The sequence below is a fragment of the Snodgrassella sp. B3882 genome (assembly GCF_026535915.1).
GTDB lineage: Bacteria > Pseudomonadota > Gammaproteobacteria > Burkholderiales > Neisseriaceae > Snodgrassella.
In genome coordinates, this window is sequence record NZ_JAFNPF010000001.1 from 100,067 (window position 1) to 116,136 (window position 16,070).

19 protein-coding genes are annotated in these 16,070 nt (G+C 37.1%); 16 read left to right on the forward strand and 3 right to left on the reverse strand.

What is annotated here, in order from left to right:
* Positions 1 to 145 precede the first annotated feature (145 nt).
* The 16 genes from eutM to J3U68_RS00520 all read left to right on the forward strand — a co-directional run bounded on the left by eutM (position 146) and on the right by J3U68_RS00520 (position 12,064).
* On the forward strand, positions 146 to 433 hold the full coding sequence (eutM, locus tag J3U68_RS00450; RefSeq protein ID WP_267373256.1) for an ethanolamine utilization microcompartment protein EutM: 288 nt from the start codon (positions 146 to 148) through the stop codon (positions 431 to 433).
* 21 nt (positions 434 to 454) lie between these two features.
* A complete protein-coding gene (gene pduB / locus J3U68_RS00455; protein ID WP_267373274.1) occupies positions 455 to 1,243 on the forward strand; it encodes a propanediol utilization microcompartment protein PduB in 789 nt (262 codons plus the stop codon).
* 12 nt (positions 1,244 to 1,255) lie between these two features.
* Positions 1,256 to 1,756, forward strand: coding sequence for a BMC domain-containing protein (locus tag J3U68_RS10615; RefSeq protein ID WP_323811413.1), 501 nt, complete (start codon positions 1,256 to 1,258; stop codon positions 1,754 to 1,756).
* A 455-nt stretch (positions 1,757 to 2,211) separates the two neighbouring features.
* The gene (locus J3U68_RS00465; protein WP_267373276.1) at positions 2,212 to 3,516 is read left to right on the forward strand and encodes a murein transglycosylase A; all 1,305 of its coding nucleotides are present in this window, start codon (positions 2,212 to 2,214) and stop codon (positions 3,514 to 3,516) included.
* Positions 3,517 to 3,649: 133 nt separating this feature from the next.
* Positions 3,650 to 5,146 (forward strand): hypothetical protein, encoded by a 1,497-nt coding sequence (locus J3U68_RS00470; RefSeq protein ID WP_267373278.1) that lies wholly within the window; start codon positions 3,650 to 3,652, stop codon positions 5,144 to 5,146.
* A complete protein-coding gene (locus tag J3U68_RS00475) occupies positions 5,143 to 6,309 on the forward strand; it encodes an alpha-glucan phosphorylase (protein ID WP_267373280.1) in 1,167 nt (388 codons plus the stop codon). The genes J3U68_RS00470 and J3U68_RS00475 overlap by 4 nt, the downstream gene beginning before the upstream one ends.
* 19 nt (positions 6,310 to 6,328) lie before the next feature.
* A complete protein-coding gene (locus J3U68_RS00480) occupies positions 6,329 to 6,865 on the forward strand; it encodes a GTP-binding protein (protein WP_267373282.1) in 537 nt (178 codons plus the stop codon).
* Positions 6,866 to 6,871: 6 nt separating this feature from the next.
* Entirely contained in the window at positions 6,872 to 7,531 is a 660-nt protein-coding gene (locus J3U68_RS00485; protein WP_267373284.1) for a peptidase M23, read from the forward strand.
* 21 nt (positions 7,532 to 7,552) lie between these two features.
* Positions 7,553 to 7,918, forward strand: a complete 366-nt coding sequence (locus J3U68_RS00490) for a roadblock/LC7 domain-containing protein (protein WP_267373286.1) — start codon at positions 7,553 to 7,555, stop codon at positions 7,916 to 7,918.
* 1,118 nt (positions 7,919 to 9,036) lie between these two features.
* Positions 9,037 to 9,312, forward strand: coding sequence for a type II toxin-antitoxin system Phd/YefM family antitoxin (locus tag J3U68_RS00495; RefSeq protein ID WP_267373288.1), 276 nt, complete (start codon positions 9,037 to 9,039; stop codon positions 9,310 to 9,312).
* Positions 9,309 to 9,638 carry a type II toxin-antitoxin system RelE/ParE family toxin gene (locus J3U68_RS00500; protein WP_267373290.1) on the forward strand — a complete coding sequence of 110 codons (330 nt, stop codon included), beginning with the start codon at positions 9,309 to 9,311 and terminating at the stop codon, positions 9,636 to 9,638. The genes J3U68_RS00495 and J3U68_RS00500 overlap by 4 nt, the downstream gene beginning before the upstream one ends.
* 131 nt (positions 9,639 to 9,769) lie before the next feature.
* Positions 9,770 to 10,378, forward strand: coding sequence for a JAB domain-containing protein (locus J3U68_RS00505; RefSeq protein ID WP_267373291.1), 609 nt, complete (start codon positions 9,770 to 9,772; stop codon positions 10,376 to 10,378).
* A 2-nt stretch (positions 10,379 to 10,380) separates the two neighbouring features.
* Positions 10,381 to 10,488 carry a hypothetical protein gene (locus tag J3U68_RS10635; RefSeq protein ID WP_416384619.1) on the forward strand — a complete coding sequence of 36 codons (108 nt, stop codon included), beginning with the start codon at positions 10,381 to 10,383 and terminating at the stop codon, positions 10,486 to 10,488.
* Between the two features lie 30 nt (positions 10,489 to 10,518).
* Entirely contained in the window at positions 10,519 to 11,094 is a 576-nt protein-coding gene (locus J3U68_RS00510; RefSeq protein ID WP_267373293.1) for a toll/interleukin-1 receptor domain-containing protein, read from the forward strand.
* A 33-nt stretch (positions 11,095 to 11,127) separates the two neighbouring features.
* Entirely contained in the window at positions 11,128 to 11,607 is a 480-nt protein-coding gene (locus J3U68_RS00515) for a TIR domain-containing protein (protein WP_267373295.1), read from the forward strand.
* 1 nt (position 11,608) lies between these two features.
* Positions 11,609 to 12,064: a hypothetical protein gene (locus J3U68_RS00520; protein WP_267373297.1), complete on the forward strand. Its 456-nt coding sequence runs from the start codon at positions 11,609 to 11,611 to the stop codon at positions 12,062 to 12,064.
* Positions 12,065 to 12,122: 58 nt separating this feature from the next.
* Here the strand turns inward: J3U68_RS00520 and J3U68_RS00525 are convergent, their stop codons facing one another.
* From J3U68_RS00525 to J3U68_RS00535, 3 genes are read right to left on the reverse strand one after another with little or no spacing between them, the layout of a single operon-like run.
* Entirely contained in the window at positions 12,123 to 12,737 is a 615-nt protein-coding gene (locus J3U68_RS00525) for a TIR domain-containing protein (RefSeq protein ID WP_267373299.1), read from the reverse strand.
* On the reverse strand, positions 12,738 to 13,316 hold the full coding sequence (locus tag J3U68_RS00530; RefSeq protein ID WP_267373301.1) for a hypothetical protein: 579 nt from the start codon (positions 13,314 to 13,316) through the stop codon (positions 12,738 to 12,740). It lies immediately after the preceding gene.
* Positions 13,309 to 14,463, reverse strand: coding sequence for a toll/interleukin-1 receptor domain-containing protein (locus tag J3U68_RS00535; RefSeq protein ID WP_267373303.1), 1,155 nt, complete (start codon positions 14,461 to 14,463; stop codon positions 13,309 to 13,311). Before J3U68_RS00535 ends, J3U68_RS00530 begins: the two co-directional genes overlap by 8 nt.
* Between the last annotated feature and the right edge of the window lie 1,607 nt (positions 14,464 to 16,070).

Sequence of the window (16,070 nt, forward strand, 5' to 3'; positions counted from 1 at the left end):
CAACCATCGTTTTACCATCAAACCATCTAAAAATTATCATAATCCTTTTGGATAAAAGTATAAATTCCATCCCAAAACAACAGAAAAAAACAATCCGTACCGTTTAAATAATCAATTCACCTGAATAACTATCTAAGGAGCTGTCATGCAACAAGAAGCGTTAGGAATGATCGAAACCAAAGGTTTAGTCGCTGCGATTGAAGCCGCAGATACCATGGTTAAATCAGCGAATGTCACATTAGTGGGTTACGAAAAAATAGGTTCAGGACTGGTCACCGTGATGGTCAGAGGTGATGTTGGTGCAGTCAAAGCCGCTACTGATGCCGGCTCAGCAGCAGCAAGCAAAGTCGGTGAACTGGTGTCTATCCATGTTATCCCACGGCCGCATACCGAAGTCGAAAAAATATTACCTTCTGGCATAGTGAAAAATTGATAACTGGAGAGGAGGGCTGAGATGAGCCAGAATTTAGTAGAACAAATCGTATCAGAGGTGATCAGGAAACAATCCTCCTCTCTGGGAACGGCACAGGTCGCTTCTTCAAATTATAGTGAATGCGGGCTAACAGAATACGTAGGCACAGCAACAGGTCACACCATCGGACTGGTGATCGCCAATGTCGATAGTCAGCTGCATGAACTCATGGGCATAGATAAGAAATATCGATCAATAGGGGTATTGGGAGCAAGAACCGGAGCTGGTCCGCAAATATTTGCCGCGGATGAAGCGGTAAAAGCAACCAATAGCGAAATACTCAAAATAGAATTACCGCGCGATACGGAAGGAGGAGGGGGCCACGGTAGCTTAATTATATTTGGAGCAGAAGATGTATCGGATGCCCGTCGGGCGATAGAAGTATCGTTAAACGAAGTAGAGCGGACGATGGGAGATGTATACGGATCAGCAGCAGGGCATCTGGAGTTTCAGTACACAGCAAGAGCCAGCAGCGCGTTAAATCAGGCATTTGGCGCACCGATAGGAAAATCATTCGGGATGACAGTAGGATGTCCAGCGGCGATAGGTGTAGTGATAGCGGATGTGGCAGCGAAGTCAGCGGTGGTAGAAGCTGTTGGTTATTCAAGCCCGGGTCATGGCACCAGCTACAGCAATGAAGTGATCTTTACCTTCTCAGGAGATTCTGGCGCGGTGCGACAGGCAGTGATAGCAGCCAGAGAAGTCGGGCTGAACCTATTATCAACACTTGATCCGAGTGCCTTGAAATCAACGACTACACCTTACATTTAATTAGGTTTGATTATGATTGAAAAAAGTATTGGCTTAATTGAAACAGTTGGATTAAGTGCTGCCATAGCCGCAGCAGATACTGCCATGAAGTCGGCCAATGTCACTCTCATTGGCTATGAACTGACCAAAGGTGGAGGAATGGTCGTAATCAAAATTTATGGTGAGGTAGGTGCGGTGAATGCTGCAATTGCGGCCGCCTCGATTGCTGCAGCAAAAGTGGGACAGGTTTTTGCAACTAAAATTATACCGAGAGTAGCTGAAGGAATAGATCTCATTTTAAATTCACCAGAAACCATAGCAAAAGAACAACTGCCCAATCCAATTAAAATGGATACATTACAATCTATTGATGTAACAGTGATCACTGAAGAAAAACCTAGCCAACCTATTTCAGAGAGTAGTGCATTATCGGCTCAAAATTCGGCATCAAAGCCGAATCAAGAAAAGAAAGTTATTAATAAAACCAGCAAAACACGGAATAAGCTAACTTCCAATAAAGAAAAAAATAAATAAAGTTAGGAATTTAAATATTTATCATATTCTTTTTAGACATTTAAAAGTAGTTTAGAACATCAGCATAAATAAGGTTGATGTCCTTTTTTTTGTCATTATTGCATGAGTTAATGCAACAAAAATGAAACACATCTCATTGGTCACCTAGCGACAACGTCAATAATAATAGTTATGTAGGATGAATATTGCTCTCAATTGATTAATTGAGTATAAACACAGATAGCTTAAACTCCTATTCCTTAATCAGAAAGCATCTATACACAAATAGCATCATGCATTGTCAATGATATTCTTTTTATATTTAAAAGCAGCAAAGTGTCTAGATATCAAGCTTAACCCGTCTGCATTTCTTGCAACAATCATATATGCGCATTACTCTTGTTCTAATTTGCTAAAGCCTGCCATAATATTATTACACATTTTCATTTTTAGATATTACTTAGAAAAAGTTTGCCATGAACTTCAAAAAAATCCGCCGTTATCTGCTTTTGAGTAGCGTTTTGATGCTGGCTGCATGTAATTTGTTTCATAAAAAAAACAAGACACAACCACCTGAAACAATCATGTCGCCTGTTGGGCAAGCTTTTCCTGTTGATTATGTGTTTAACCCTGACAAAGCGGGGGTGAGTTATCGAGTGGCTTCGTATCAGGCTTTACCAGAATGGTCGCACCAGTCTTTTGGTGATAGTCTTGAAGCATTTAAAGTTAGTTGTCACAAACTAAAATCACAGCCTTCATGGCAGGCGGTTTGTCAGCAAGCGCAGCACACTGGCAAAAGTCATCATCATGCCAAGAAATTTTTTGAGCAATATTTTACTCCTTGGCAAATAAGCCAAAACGGACAATTGGCAGGCACCGTAACCGGTTATTACGAACCTATGTTGCTCGGTGATACTAAGCAAACAACTCAGGCTCGGTTTCCAATTTATGGCATTCCAGATGATTTCATAGTTGTACCAATATCTTCAACCCAACAGCAAGGTACCGTGCGTGTCCGCTTAACCAATAAAAATAGCGGAGTTATTGCTGCAGATGGAAGGTATAGTGCCAATTTAAGCGCATTCCCCCTTAACAACAAAACAAAAGCGATAAAAGGCAGAATCGAAGGGAATCAATTTGTGCCCTATTATACTCGGGCACAGATTAATGCTGGTGCACTTAATGGCAAAGCCCCCATATTGGGTTATGCTAACGATCCAGTCGAACTTTTCTTCCTGCATGTACAAGGATCAGGGCAATTACAAACCCCCGATGGACGCATGATACGGCTTGGCTTTGCCAATAAAAATGATTATCCCTATGTTTCTATTGGTAAATATATGGCTAATAAAGGTTATCTGCCATTGGCTCAAACATCAATGCAAGGGATAAAGGCGTGGTTACAACAGCACCCGCAACAATTAGCAGAGGTATTAGGACAAAATCCCAGCTATGTTTTTTTCCGCGCGTCAACTGAACCGGCTAGTGGACCAACTGGGGCACTTGGTGTTCCTTTAACCAGTGGTTACTCAGCTGCCGTAGACAGTCATTTTATTAGTTTAGGCGCACCATTATTTCTGGCCACCACCCATCCGGCTAATGGTTATGGGTTAAATCGCCTGATTATGGCGCAAGATACTGGCAGCGCGATTAACGGCGCGGTCAGAGTAGATTATTTCTGGGGATATGGTGATGAAGCAGGTGCTTTAGCAGGAAAAATGAAATTTCCAGGATATGTGTGGCAATTATTGCCAAACGGGATGTTGCCTCAGGTAAAATAAAATCTAGCTAATAAACGCAAGCTCAGGTAAAATATAATAATCTGTTAATAATTGTAAGCAATGTTCTGGCAATGGAAAATATGCATTTAATAATGCGCTTAAATGTTATTCAAATAAAAGAAGGGCATAAGATATGGATCCAATATTAATTGTGCCCATTTTAATTGTTCTGCTGGTGGTGTTGTTTGTCGTTTATAAACGCCAAAAAGCAGGCGGGCGCCCTCAGTCAACTAAAAAAAATTCGTCTTCAAAATCCTCCAAATCCTCTGGTAAAACCAAAAATAAGGGGAAAACGACCTCTGTAAACAAAAAAAACAACATATCAAAAGAAAAAAAACCTGTAGCGGCGTCTACGACCAAAGTTGAAAAGCCAGAGCCTAAAAAGACCACGGTATCACAGGATTGGGATTGGAATTCGACTACTTCAGATGAAACAACGGTTTCCGTTGCTACAGTAGATCATCTAACTGAATATAAAGTTTACAAACAGTTTGGTTATTTTCAAAAAGCTGCCGAGTCTTTAGCCACCTATTTAGAGCAAAATGCCAGTTCGCAAAGCGAAGCCATGGTTAGCACTTTGGCGGCTGAACTGGCTGATTTATGCATTCAAGCTAAGGATGCAGATAAATTGTGTGAAGTTATTGATGTATATCGTCATGCATTTGATCAGCCGAGTATTGAAAATCTCATTCGTCAGGGACTCGGGCTGGATGAAAATCATTTAGGTCTACGCGTTCTGGCAGAAGATTTATTGCATTGGGATGTTAAAGAAACTGAAAAAGAAGCCGGCATTGATCATTCTCAAATGCCTGATGAACATGTTATCGCAGAAGATGCTTTAAACGAACAGGATGCTGACCAAGCTCTCGAACCACTTGTAGAAGGTTATGTTGGCCACTTCAACATTCGTGGAGATGAGCGTGAAGTTATTCTTAGCTTTTCTAAACCTGAAAACAGCTATGCATTGCTCAAAGAGCAACTGCCTTATGATGCAGCCATCAGATGCTTGAATAAAGCCATCAAAACTTCCAAAAAGCCAGCCGGTCTCATTATCGATGCCCTTGCCTTGGATTATCGCCATAATAGCATCAATGTATTTGCCCAGCATTTGTGGAATCTATACTATTCATTGGGTAAATATGGCAATAAAGTGAAGGAACGTATGCTTGGCTGGGGTTATAGCTTGGGCCAACATCCTATGTTTGAAGAGCTAGAAAAAAAACCTGGGGAAACCGTCTTAAGAGATATAGGCATTAATCAAGGTTATTTACCCGTTAACAGTAGTGCACTTAAGGCCAAACGCTTGCCTTTGGTTGAAAATTCAAATTCAGGTAATGATGTAGGTGAAACCCCAGGTGAACGGGTATTGCATGATGTGAAATCCCTACTGACATACGGTCAGTTTGATGAATCAATGGATTTGCTCGAAAAATCAGTATTACTCTATCCGCAGGAATCTCAGCTTTACATTACATTATTTGACCTATATGAACGCGCCGAAGAATGGGGACGGCTTGAAAAAATGTTGCAGTCAATTCGCACAGAAATTCAGACTCCCCCTGAAGAAGTTGTTTTGGCAATGAGTCAATTATTGCAACGTATTAACCACGGTGGTATGCAAAGCTCATGATGAAGAATTCAATACCTAAAGTAAAAACTGCCGAAGTTTTGCTCATCAATGTGGATGATCGTCAGACAGCACTGTTGCGCATGGCATTCAAAATGTATAACAGTGTCAATTATCAGCTGATACAGCACGAAGAGAATACTCAGCCTGAATTGATTCTGGTAGATGGGGATTCTAAGGATGGTGAAAAAGTATGGCAGCAAACCAAGGAAAAATATCCTAATGCTGTTGTGGTATTCTTTGCCCGTCAGGCACCCTCAATCACCGCCCCCTATTTGATGAAGCCCATCAAATTTGATACTTTGTTTCAACATTTACGCAATCTTCAGCAAGGTAATGGCGTTTGGTTGCCAGAAAATTATGACGATCTAGAGCCAGCTGTAAGTAAAACAGAACAGCCAGCTCAAATTGATGACAAGCCAACTGATGACAAGCCAACTGATGACAAGCCAATTGAACAATCAATTAAGATTGAACGCTTCCAAACAAAGCGAACATTACTAGGTTTGGTTCAAACCTTATCGCAGCAGAAAAATGATACAGCGATCATGTTTGAAGACAAGCCGGTATTGATCGTATTCCCGGATAAGTCTAAGGTTTTACTCGTAGTAGAAAGCGATGTTTTGCAAAAATTATGCTTGCGTGATGATGTGGAATGGAAAACTCGTGTCCTACCTGCATCGGCTTCAACAGCGAAATTGCACGAAAAAGCTAAACTTAAACTGCAGGCGTGTATTTGGCAAATATCCATCTGGACATCACGCGGACGCTTAATTGATCCGATCACGCCAGATACCATTATCAAATTAAAAGCGTGGCCAAATATGACACGGCTGGCTTTTTTACCTGAGGGAATAAGGTTATCCGCCTTTCTGGTACGTAGTCCTGTGGCATTAAATACCCTGTACAAACTATTGCCAGTGTCATTGGAAGATGTTTTGAATTATATTGCTGCTACCTATTCCATCGGTGCACTCGAAATAGAGCAGCCGCTGACTCATTCAGCACCTGAACAAGAGCAAGAAATGATTCTGACCCGAAAAGCGTCACCATCGCCTGAACCCACAGAAGAAGATGGAACGGAATCGGCAGAGGATACTGATGGCGAAGCAGCAAAACCGAAAGGTTTACTGGCGCGTTTGATGGGTCGCTTGCGTGGCAACTAATACCTAAGCAGGAGTAATCATGGTTGAAAATAAAATTATATTTACCGGCCCGGTGGGGGTAGGAAAAACAACTGCTATCGCTGCGTTGTCTGATGATCCTCCGATACAGACCGACGCTAATGCATCAGATATGACGCAGGATCGAAAAGGTTATACAACTGTAGCAATGGACTATGGCGTCATCAGACTAGATGATCAGACTAAAGTTCATTTATACGGTACCCCAGGTCAGGAACGTTTTGACTTTATGTGGAGTATCTTAAGTAAAGGTAGTATGGGTTTAATTCTGCTGCTAGACAATACACGCCAGAATCCCTTGAAAGATTTGAAATTTTTTCTAACTTCTTTCCATGATTTACTTGAAGATGCTCCTGTTGTTGTTGGAGTGACGAAAATGGATCTTAATCCACAGCCAGGTGTTGAAGTTTATCAGCAATACTTGGCACAGCATAATATGAATGTCCCGGTATTTGAAGTTGATGCTCGCAATGAAGACGATGTAAAACAACTGGTTACTGCAATGTTGTATTCCATAGATCCGGGGTTGGAAGGGTAATTTAAGATGGAATCTACATTACAATTACACAATGATTTATTTCCTAAAGTTATGCCGGCTGGAGCTTTTTATGCTGTTTCCAGTAGCAGTCCTAGTGCCAGTCGTAAGCTATTGGCCAACATATTACGTGCTGATGTCAATGCTAAATTGACAGAAGAGCGGTTAAAACAATGGGCTGAAACTGATGATATACATACAGCACTCAGTCTGTTATACCGTTTACAACGCCTGGAATTTTTATACGGTGAAGCTCAGCCCAGTTCTCAAATAGTCAAAGTAACATCAGATCTATTTGAAGATATTTTGGGGCAATTATCTGACAGTCATCGTGCTTTATTGGTAGACCAAGATGGTTTTTACCTTGCAAATGTAGGTTTTAATCATGAGACGGCTGAAGAAGTGGCCAATCTGGCTAGTGAGGCGACCAGATTGTCAGAAAAAAACAGTCTGCTGATTAAAAATAACCTCAATATTTATAATACTGCAGTTGGGATTTGTGATCCTGCTGGTCAGAGTGAGCTGACATTTTTCCCTTTATATATAAGGGATACCAAAAATATTTTGGTAACAGCTGGTCTTCCATTACTTAATAGTGAAGCCTTTGTCACTCTGGTTCGCGGTCTCTATTTGTTGGATGGCGAAGATATTAAGCTAACAAATAAATAACATCCATAGAAAGATATCAAGATGCAAGAAAAATTACTGGTTTCGGTATTGAGCGATTTGAATGATTCTTCGGCTGATATTACCGCATCTGCTGTAATTTCTACCGATGGTCTACCGGTTGCAACCTTGTTACCGGATGGTGTTGATCCAGATCGAGTAGGTGCCATGGCTGCAGCCTTGTTGGCCTTAGGAAATCGCACCTCGCGCGAATTACAATGCGATGACCTTGAACAAGTGATGGTAAAAGGTAAACACGGCTATGTACTGTTGATACAAGCTGGAGATACCAATGTTTTGGCTGTTACTGCCAACGAAAGTGCTACGTTAGGTCTTATCCTGCTTGATGCGCGGCGAGCTGCACGTAGTATTATTGATATCCTGCGCTAAATACATCCTTATTACTGTTGAAAAGGAAAGAAATTATATTTTAATAATACAATGAAGCTGGAAATGTTTATCTTATTGAAATGTTAAATAGATAAATTTGGAATTCTTCAAAATCTCAGTTTTTCGCATAACACTACGAAGTGGTACTTGTATTTCGTATTGGATGAATAGTTAATTAAACCGATAGTGCTCCTCCTTTGCTAACCAGATAACAATTTAAACCATACATGGTTTTATTTAAATAATTGTTTGTGTGGTTGCAATATGACATAAAGTTGTCAGCAATGCTACATCGTAATGTAGATAATCGAAATTAAGTAGGTTAATTAAGTAAGAAAATTTTTACACCAATAGGAAAAAATGTTTGAACCTTATAGCGTTATTGCTTATATCTAAGATGTCGATATTAGTACAGAATTTTATACTAAAATCTACGACGCCCACCTGTTAAAACTTATTCTGGCTTTACTGTATTTTTATTGAATGGTAATTTTTTTTCGGGCTCCAAGAAGGTAATGCAATAACGCCAAAGGCACCCAATCTTTATGGTAGATTTGAGCTGTCATTTAGTGATGTAACTAAAATGATGCAGATGATATTTATTCGATATGGAAAGAACGAAACGTCAAAATTGAACTTGACCACTAAATGCTCGATTTCGGATACGAATTGGTAGGAAATGATCCCGATGGTAATCGACTCCGTGTTTGTGCTACCGACATTTCAAAGTTTGATTAAAATAATATCTTAAGAAATTAAAACAATGGGTGCTTCATTCCGCAGCTCTCATTTATGAGAAATTCATATTATGAAAAAAGTGTGGTTGATCACAAGAGCATCTCGCGGATTTGATTTCGCTTGGGAAAAATCTGATTGGGCTTAAGGTGATATTGGAGCGGAAATTGTATCTCAAATAAAAAAGAGCTAACGAGTTGAAAATACACATATCATAACTGTATATTGATGTTTTCTGTCCTTAATGATGTCCTTGTTATGGGTGTTATGCAATAGTTTTTAGTAGCTGTTTTTAGACTCAGATTGCTTTTTTTTATTTAACTACTTAGAATAGATGAAGTCTTTTTTTAGGCTTTATTTAGTCTTAATAATACGGGGTTTACATGCGCTACTCTCAACAGATAAAACCAATCAGTTACTTAAAAGCCAATGCTGCTGAGGTAATGACCAATTTAACTGAGTCAAGGGAGCCATTAATTATTACTCAAAATGGCGAAGCCAAAGCAGTCATTCAAGATATTGCTTCCTATGAAGAAACGCAAGAAACACTGGCATTACTTAAAATTCTGGCATTAGGTCAGAAACAGCTAGAGGCAGGACAGGTTACCGATGTAAAAGAAGTGGTTAAACGTTTAAAAAGTAAAAGGAAAAAAACTTGATCCCTGCGTATAAAGTCGTTTTAACGGGAGATGCAGAGGCAGACTTAGAAGACATTTACGACTATATTACGGAGCATGATTGTTTAGAAAATGCCTATTATGTATTGGATGAACTACTAAAAACCGCAGACAATTTAAGCCATTTTCCTGATAAGGGCAGTGTACCTAAAGAACTACAAAGTTTAGGCAATCGTGATTATCGTCAAGCCTTTTTTAAACCTTATCGGCTTATCTACCGTGTCATCGACAAACAGGTCGTTATCTTTTTTATTACTAATGGTAGGCGTGATATGCAAACCTTATTAGCGCGGCGTTTATTAAGCTAGTACAAGCTAGGTTATGTCTATAAGGCTAATAATTAGCTGATATTGCTTATACTATCAATGGCTTTTTATTCTATGGAATTATGCTATATTGATAACATTAACAACCCCATTCTTACACAGCGTAACTCATAATGGATATAAAACTCGGCAAAAACGATAAGCGTTATATAGAAGGCACGGATGATGTCTATAATATCATGAAAAATGTACTACTTCGTGACAACAAGATAGACCAAGAAAAAGAGCATTTCTGGATTATTGGCATGAACCTAGCAGGTTACATTCTTTATATAGAACTCATTGCCTTGGGATCTTATAAATCGGTTGATGTTGAGCCCATGAACGTGTTTCGTGTAGCAGTTATGAAAAATGCTTGTCGAGTTATTGCCGTACATAATCATCCATCAGGGCGATTAGCGCCATCCGAACCCGATAAAGATATCACTGATCGACTAATCCAAGTAGGGCGTATATTAAACATTGAATTTGTAGACCACTTGATAATTTCCCCTCTGTCTTATACAAGCTTTAGATATATTGGTTTAATGGATGAGTTGGAAAAAAGCCTTAAGTATGTGCCTACTTATCAGGTGGTTGAGCAGATTAGGAAGGAAGAAAAAAGAATTGCTAAAGAAAAGTTAGAATTAGAGAAAAATAAGACAAAAGATGCCAAAGAAAAGGCTCGTTTAGAAAAAGAACAGAAACTGATTGAAAAAGAGCGACGAGAAAACTCGAAATAGCAATGGTTACAGCACTTCTTGATAAAGGCGTTGCAATTGAAAGCATCGCTAAAATTATGGAGATTACACCGCAAGATGTTAAAAAAATTATTAATAAGAAAATTGTTTAAAGTAAATAATTTGTATAAGGTAATGATGGCATGACATTAATAACAGAAAGTATGTTAAGAAGTTTTAGCGATATTCAAAATAGCGTACCTTTGGCGGCAATTGCACTTGGATCTTACAGAGTAGAATCTAAAGCTAATAAAACTACGATATTCTTATCTCATAAACACGAAGAGTCAAAAGTAAATTTATTAGCTGCAATAAGCTTTCTTAAAAAGTTTGGGGTAGAAGTGTATGTGGATTGGTTAGATGAAGAAATGCCAAAAGTTACATCGGTTGAAACAGCTAGAAAAATTAAGGAAAAAATCCGACAAAATAATAAATTTATCTTATTAGCAACTGAAGAAGCAATTAATTCTAAATGGTGCAACTGGGAGTTAGGACTTGGTGATGCAGCAAAATATAGAAATAATATTGCATTATTAGTTGTACAAAAAGATAACAGTCATTATTCAGGTTCTGAGTATTTAAATATCTATCCTTATATAGCCTATCAAAATGGAACTAATATATATTCAAATGGTGCATATATTAAAGGAGGATATTATGTTCATTATCCCGATAATGATACAATCATACGACTTGAAACATGGCTACAAAAAAGTTAAGAATATTTTTTACATATGGAATGGAGAGCAAATATGGCTGGAAAACCTGTTTTTTATAGTTTTCACTATGATAATGATGTGATGAGAGTTCAACAAATAAGAAATATAGGAGTGCTTGAGGGCAATCCTCCAGTTAATGCGAATGATTGGGAAAGGGTTAAGCGTGGTGGTGAAGAGTCAATTAAGCGATGGATTGATGAAAACATGAAAAACAAACAATGTGTTATTGTTTTGATCGGTTCAGATACATCAACAAGACCTTGGGTGAATTACGAAATTAGAAAAGCATGGGATGAAGGAAAACCTATCTTTGGTATTTATATTCATAACTTAAAATGTCCAATAAATGGTACTTGTAGAAAAGGGAATAACCCATTCGATACAATTTTACTGCCTAACCGGAGGAAATTGTCGGATTATATACCGTGTTATGATCCCTTATCATATGATGCCTATGGTGATATTTCAAGAAACCTAGAAAATTGGGTGAATATGGCACCAAGAAGATCATAAAATGGTTAATCTAGATACCTCTATCCAAGTAGAATTTGATTCAGTTTCTGTGCAGGCACATTTGTCAATTATACAAAATGTTATACAAAGAATGGCTGCAAATAGTGCCGCTTGTAAAACATGGTGTATTACGCTTGTATCAGCTGTTTTAGTGATGATTGCAGATAAAGGTAAAGTAGAATATATATATCTGGCTTTATTTCCAATCGTCACCTTTGCTGTATTAGATATTTATTACTTAGGGCTAGAAAAAGCATTTCAAAACTCCTATAATCTATTTATTTCTAAGTTACACACTAATACTCTAACGACTCAAGACTTATATGCAGTTATGCCTGTAAATAAAGGTTTATGCTTATTAATGAAATGTGGCATTTCACCTTCTATTTGGATATTCTATCTATCATTATCTATACTAATTTTTATTATGAAATGGGTTGTATTTGGATTTAATTAAGATTTCTCACTACTTATAATAATATGTATTATAAGTAGTGATTTTGATGACCTAGTTCTTAAATTGATTTACTAATAACATATTTATCACGATTTCGCCAAATTTCTAATGATAAATCAATATGATAGTTTATATTTTTGATAAAACAGTCCCATCTGACATAAAAAATATAAGAGTTTAGTAAATCAGATTGATAGTCTGATGGATATGAATAGTTACGGTTATTCATGTTATTTTTGATGATGTTAAACAATTTAGGATCATAATCGTAGCTATTATTTTCATCCGGTAACTTTATAGCAAAAATAGCATTAGTTTTACTTGTTCTATCAAAACGAGTTTTAGTTCTTAAAGAATAGGCAATTTCCCAAGGTATCCATTGGTCTTTTTCTGAACACCACAGCTCATTCATTCCCTTAGAAACTAGGACTATCGTTACTGTACTATCATAAATTTTATCGGCTAACCTAGACTGAATAGTTTCATCTTTAAAATGAGCTAAACTTTCATTATCATTTTCACCTTTATTTATATGATCGCCTTGTTTTTCTAATTGCTTTTGTAGGAGATCAACGTAATCTCTTACTTTTGTTAATTCCCAACTATATAGGCTATTAAGTCTTGCTACTTGTGTATCTCCATATTTATAAGAAATAAAAATTTTCTTACTCATTTAAATTTTCCCTTTTAATAATTTAGTAAATAGTGCCATGTAAGCGTAATCTGTATTAAGTTCTTCCATATAGTTTTCAGGAGATGCTTGATAAATTGATAAAGCAGCAGCCCCTGTTGTTGCTACTGGTAAAAGTAAAGCATCAGGGTGATATTGTTTGAATAGCTTAAACTCATCTTCAACCCCTTCCATACCACCAATAAAAATTCCCGCAATGAAATCATTCCCCTCAATCATTTCTTTCCGCATTAGTGCTAAGCTTTCATCTTTATTATCTTTAATTTCATTTATCAATTTTATACAATTAATCTGTTCATTATCTGCAGGAAATATTTTGTTAAAAAATTCTGATTGATATAAAACAACATGTTTAGAAACATCTATTTTAAGTTTTTCCAAAATTACTCGAATAAGTGGTGTAATAGAAGGATGCCCTCCCCAAACTAAAATTGCATTAGGAATAACAACTTTTGCTAGTGCATTTACTGCATCTCTTATTGCTGAAATATCTGCTGTTCCAATATATTTAGGGTCTCTATCAGGTAAAGGAATGCTGGCAGAAAGAAATATTTTATTCACCATTAGCTCCTAAAATTGTCAAAGATTCAGATAACTTAAGAGATTGTACAGGTAAATATTGATTTAGCCATTCTAAATGGCATAACCATTTATTTCTGATATTCACATGATCATAAAGTAAATAAATACATTTAGGCTTCTTTTGTTTAATCCTTAAAATTAACTCTTCTGCATTATTGCAACTCAATGACTTAGGTACACCTATTGTAGGGATAATTATATATTCTTCATTATTTTTATATATAGATATAAATTTATCATGATGGAGCGTTACTTCAACATTACTTTGACTTGCAAAAGAAATAAATTCTGACGTTAAATTATCCTGACGAGCAGCAAGAGTTCTCGCTCTAAGTACTTCAGTAGAAGATATAATGTTTTTTACTACACTTTCTTCTAATTTTTTGTGGGTATAATCGTCAAAATCCTTATCTTCCAATAGAATCGGTTTACAAATATGTGCTTCTGGAATTAATTTTAAATTAGGCCAAATAACTTGAATAATACCAATACTTAATGAGTTTGCTTTAGCCAGCTCTTGTTTAGTCCACTTACTTTCTAAAAAGTTAGCTGTATTTAATAAAACAATAATATCGGAGTCAGTCATTCGATGCCATAACTCTTCTTGAAAAGGCTCTCCTGGACGAATACTATGCGTGTCTAAAAAAACGTCAAATCCTGATTTTTCTAAAGCTTCATACAATTGAATTGCAACATGACTGGAGTCTGAACGTCTATAACTAATGAAAACTCTACGACTGGTTCTTATTAAGCTAAACCCTTCCAAAATACAACTAACTAAACTTGATATCTCTTCTTCATTTGATAGCTTAAAACCATTTTGATTTTTTAATATTTCAGGGATGCTTTCATCAAAATTTGTTAAATCTGAAACAATAGGAAGGATTAAGGTAGCATCATTTTTTAATATAGTTAGGATGTCTAAATCAGCTTCTTGATTAATATCACCCATGTATAAACAATATGCAGGGTAATTGGCATGATATCCATTCTTAAAATTGTCACGTTTAAGAATATGTAACATATTACAATTCATTCCTAGTTCATCAACTTGCTTGAAGAGCAAATCTAAAATAGCTTGTTCGAACTTATTTGGAGCCCCTAATATTATTAACTGATATTTCATATATCTTTACCTAGTTATCGTATAGATTTATTATATTTCTTATTTAAAATTGTTATCAGTATTAAGATATATAGTTTATTAAAAATAATTTAATGTCAATTCAATTAGTTTTACAAACTATAAACCCTTTCAATAAACCGTTCCCTACCATCCTCATGCCCCCAAATCAATAGAAGTGAGAGCTAGCTTCTTTTTCAGTATAACCTTGTTTGATTAAGTATCGGGTCATATCTTAAGTAAGGCATATATCAGGTTATGAGGTGAGATTTTGTCTATTAGACCCAATGCCTCTATTTGGTTACAGCTGTAGGTCATGGCTTGTTTAGATAGGATTTGTTGATAAGTTTGCGGTTTTGTAGGGCGGTGATGTGTAAGGCGTTGTTGATGACGGTGAGTGCTTTTTGGAGATTGTTTAAATGCAGTGATGTTGTTCACAGAATTGAATCGTGTTTTCAGCTTCCCATTGTTCTAACCGGGCATCATGGTTCGACGCTGCTCGACATAGCCTGCGTAATTATAGTTTCGTCGCACCTGATTAGGGTCTGCATGGAATAATTGCGCTTAGAATAACCTAGCTCAGTTAATGCCGTTGAAATGGTTGCTTTAATATCCTGTGTCGGAAGTTTGATATTAACCTAGGCGTTTAAACTTTGGTCAAGGGTCTTTTCACTGTAACACAATCTGGGTTCATAACGATGGGCTAACAAGTATTTTTGTCCCTGAAAGTGTTAACTTAATAATTCTTTGATAATTGCGATAGCCTGTTTAGATATAGGGAAATAACCGCAGAATGGCTCTTAGTGGTAGGTCTCTAGCATGTTTTTGTAACTGTTTGACATGCTTCAACCATAAGCCTTTGTCTAAATCAAAATGGGCAGGCTCAGCATAACGCAGTTCGCTCAGTCTTACAGCGGTTAACAATCATAGCTTATTCTAAAATTTAATACACCTTCCCCCCTAATAAAAGGTCAGTGCAGACAGTAGTTAAGGTATTTCACTTATCGTCAGATAAAGATTATGTTTTTTGGGGCGACAGGGCAGTAGTACTTCATCCACATCATTGACACGGCTTAATTTAAAATAAACCTTCAACAATGGCGTATCCAAGAATATTATTCAACTAGGCTCGGTATTTTTTGAGCAATAGATAATGCTCCTCGGACTTCAATGTGCCTTAATCCCTGCATAATTTCTTTTTGAGTAATGACACTCAAGGGAACTGCGTTAACACAGTTAACAAACCTCACGTAAGTAGTGGTCAATCTGTATACAAGTACTTTGCCAATTCTTAAAGTCTGTACCTAACTTCTTTAGCTTAAGCGATTTCCATTGTTCAACAAACTTTGCAAAGGTAATTCCCCAAATTTCATCTTCTGTTTTTTACCTTATAACTACGTGGATCAATACTATTAGTCAGACAGCTTCTGGCTTACTCACGTCGTTCTCGTGCAGATTTTAAATCAATATCAGGGAAGGTACCAAAGGAAATGCGTTGCTGCGTACCTTGCCAGTAAAGGCGAAAGCCAAAGGTTTGCGCCATTGGGTTCTATATGCAAAGACAGACCACTTCCATCTTTTAACGAATAAGAGGAATTTTTAGATTTTTT

What these genes read in the sequence shown, in the direction of transcription:
- eutM (WP_267373256.1), top strand. Translation starts at nt 146, where the DNA reads ATGCAACAAGAAGCGTTAGGAATGATCGAAACCAAAGGTTTAGTCGCT.
- pduB (WP_267373274.1), top strand. Translation starts at nt 455, where the DNA reads ATGAGCCAGAATTTAGTAGAACAAATCGTATCAGAGGTGATCAGGAAA.
- J3U68_RS10615 (WP_323811413.1), top strand. Translation starts at nt 1,256, where the DNA reads ATGATTGAAAAAAGTATTGGCTTAATTGAAACAGTTGGATTAAGTGCT.
- J3U68_RS00465 (WP_267373276.1), top strand. Translation starts at nt 2,212, where the DNA reads ATGAACTTCAAAAAAATCCGCCGTTATCTGCTTTTGAGTAGCGTTTTG.
- J3U68_RS00470 (WP_267373278.1), top strand. Translation starts at nt 3,650, where the DNA reads ATGGATCCAATATTAATTGTGCCCATTTTAATTGTTCTGCTGGTGGTG.
- J3U68_RS00475 (WP_267373280.1), top strand. Translation starts at nt 5,143, where the DNA reads ATGATGAAGAATTCAATACCTAAAGTAAAAACTGCCGAAGTTTTGCTC.
- J3U68_RS00480 (WP_267373282.1), top strand. Translation starts at nt 6,329, where the DNA reads ATGGTTGAAAATAAAATTATATTTACCGGCCCGGTGGGGGTAGGAAAA.
- J3U68_RS00485 (WP_267373284.1), top strand. Translation starts at nt 6,872, where the DNA reads ATGGAATCTACATTACAATTACACAATGATTTATTTCCTAAAGTTATG.
- J3U68_RS00490 (WP_267373286.1), top strand. Translation starts at nt 7,553, where the DNA reads ATGCAAGAAAAATTACTGGTTTCGGTATTGAGCGATTTGAATGATTCT.
- J3U68_RS00495 (WP_267373288.1), top strand. Translation starts at nt 9,037, where the DNA reads ATGCGCTACTCTCAACAGATAAAACCAATCAGTTACTTAAAAGCCAAT.
- J3U68_RS00505 (WP_267373291.1), top strand. Translation starts at nt 9,770, where the DNA reads ATGGATATAAAACTCGGCAAAAACGATAAGCGTTATATAGAAGGCACG.
- J3U68_RS10635 (WP_416384619.1), top strand. Translation starts at nt 10,381, where the DNA reads ATGGTTACAGCACTTCTTGATAAAGGCGTTGCAATTGAAAGCATCGCT.
- J3U68_RS00510 (WP_267373293.1), top strand. Translation starts at nt 10,519, where the DNA reads ATGACATTAATAACAGAAAGTATGTTAAGAAGTTTTAGCGATATTCAA.
- J3U68_RS00515 (WP_267373295.1), top strand. Translation starts at nt 11,128, where the DNA reads ATGGCTGGAAAACCTGTTTTTTATAGTTTTCACTATGATAATGATGTG.
- J3U68_RS00520 (WP_267373297.1), top strand. Translation starts at nt 11,609, where the DNA reads ATGGTTAATCTAGATACCTCTATCCAAGTAGAATTTGATTCAGTTTCT.
- J3U68_RS00525 (WP_267373299.1), bottom strand. Translation starts at nt 12,737, where the DNA reads ATGAGTAAGAAAATTTTTATTTCTTATAAATATGGAGATACACAAGTA.
- J3U68_RS00535 (WP_267373303.1), bottom strand. Translation starts at nt 14,463, where the DNA reads ATGAAATATCAGTTAATAATATTAGGGGCTCCAAATAAGTTCGAACAA.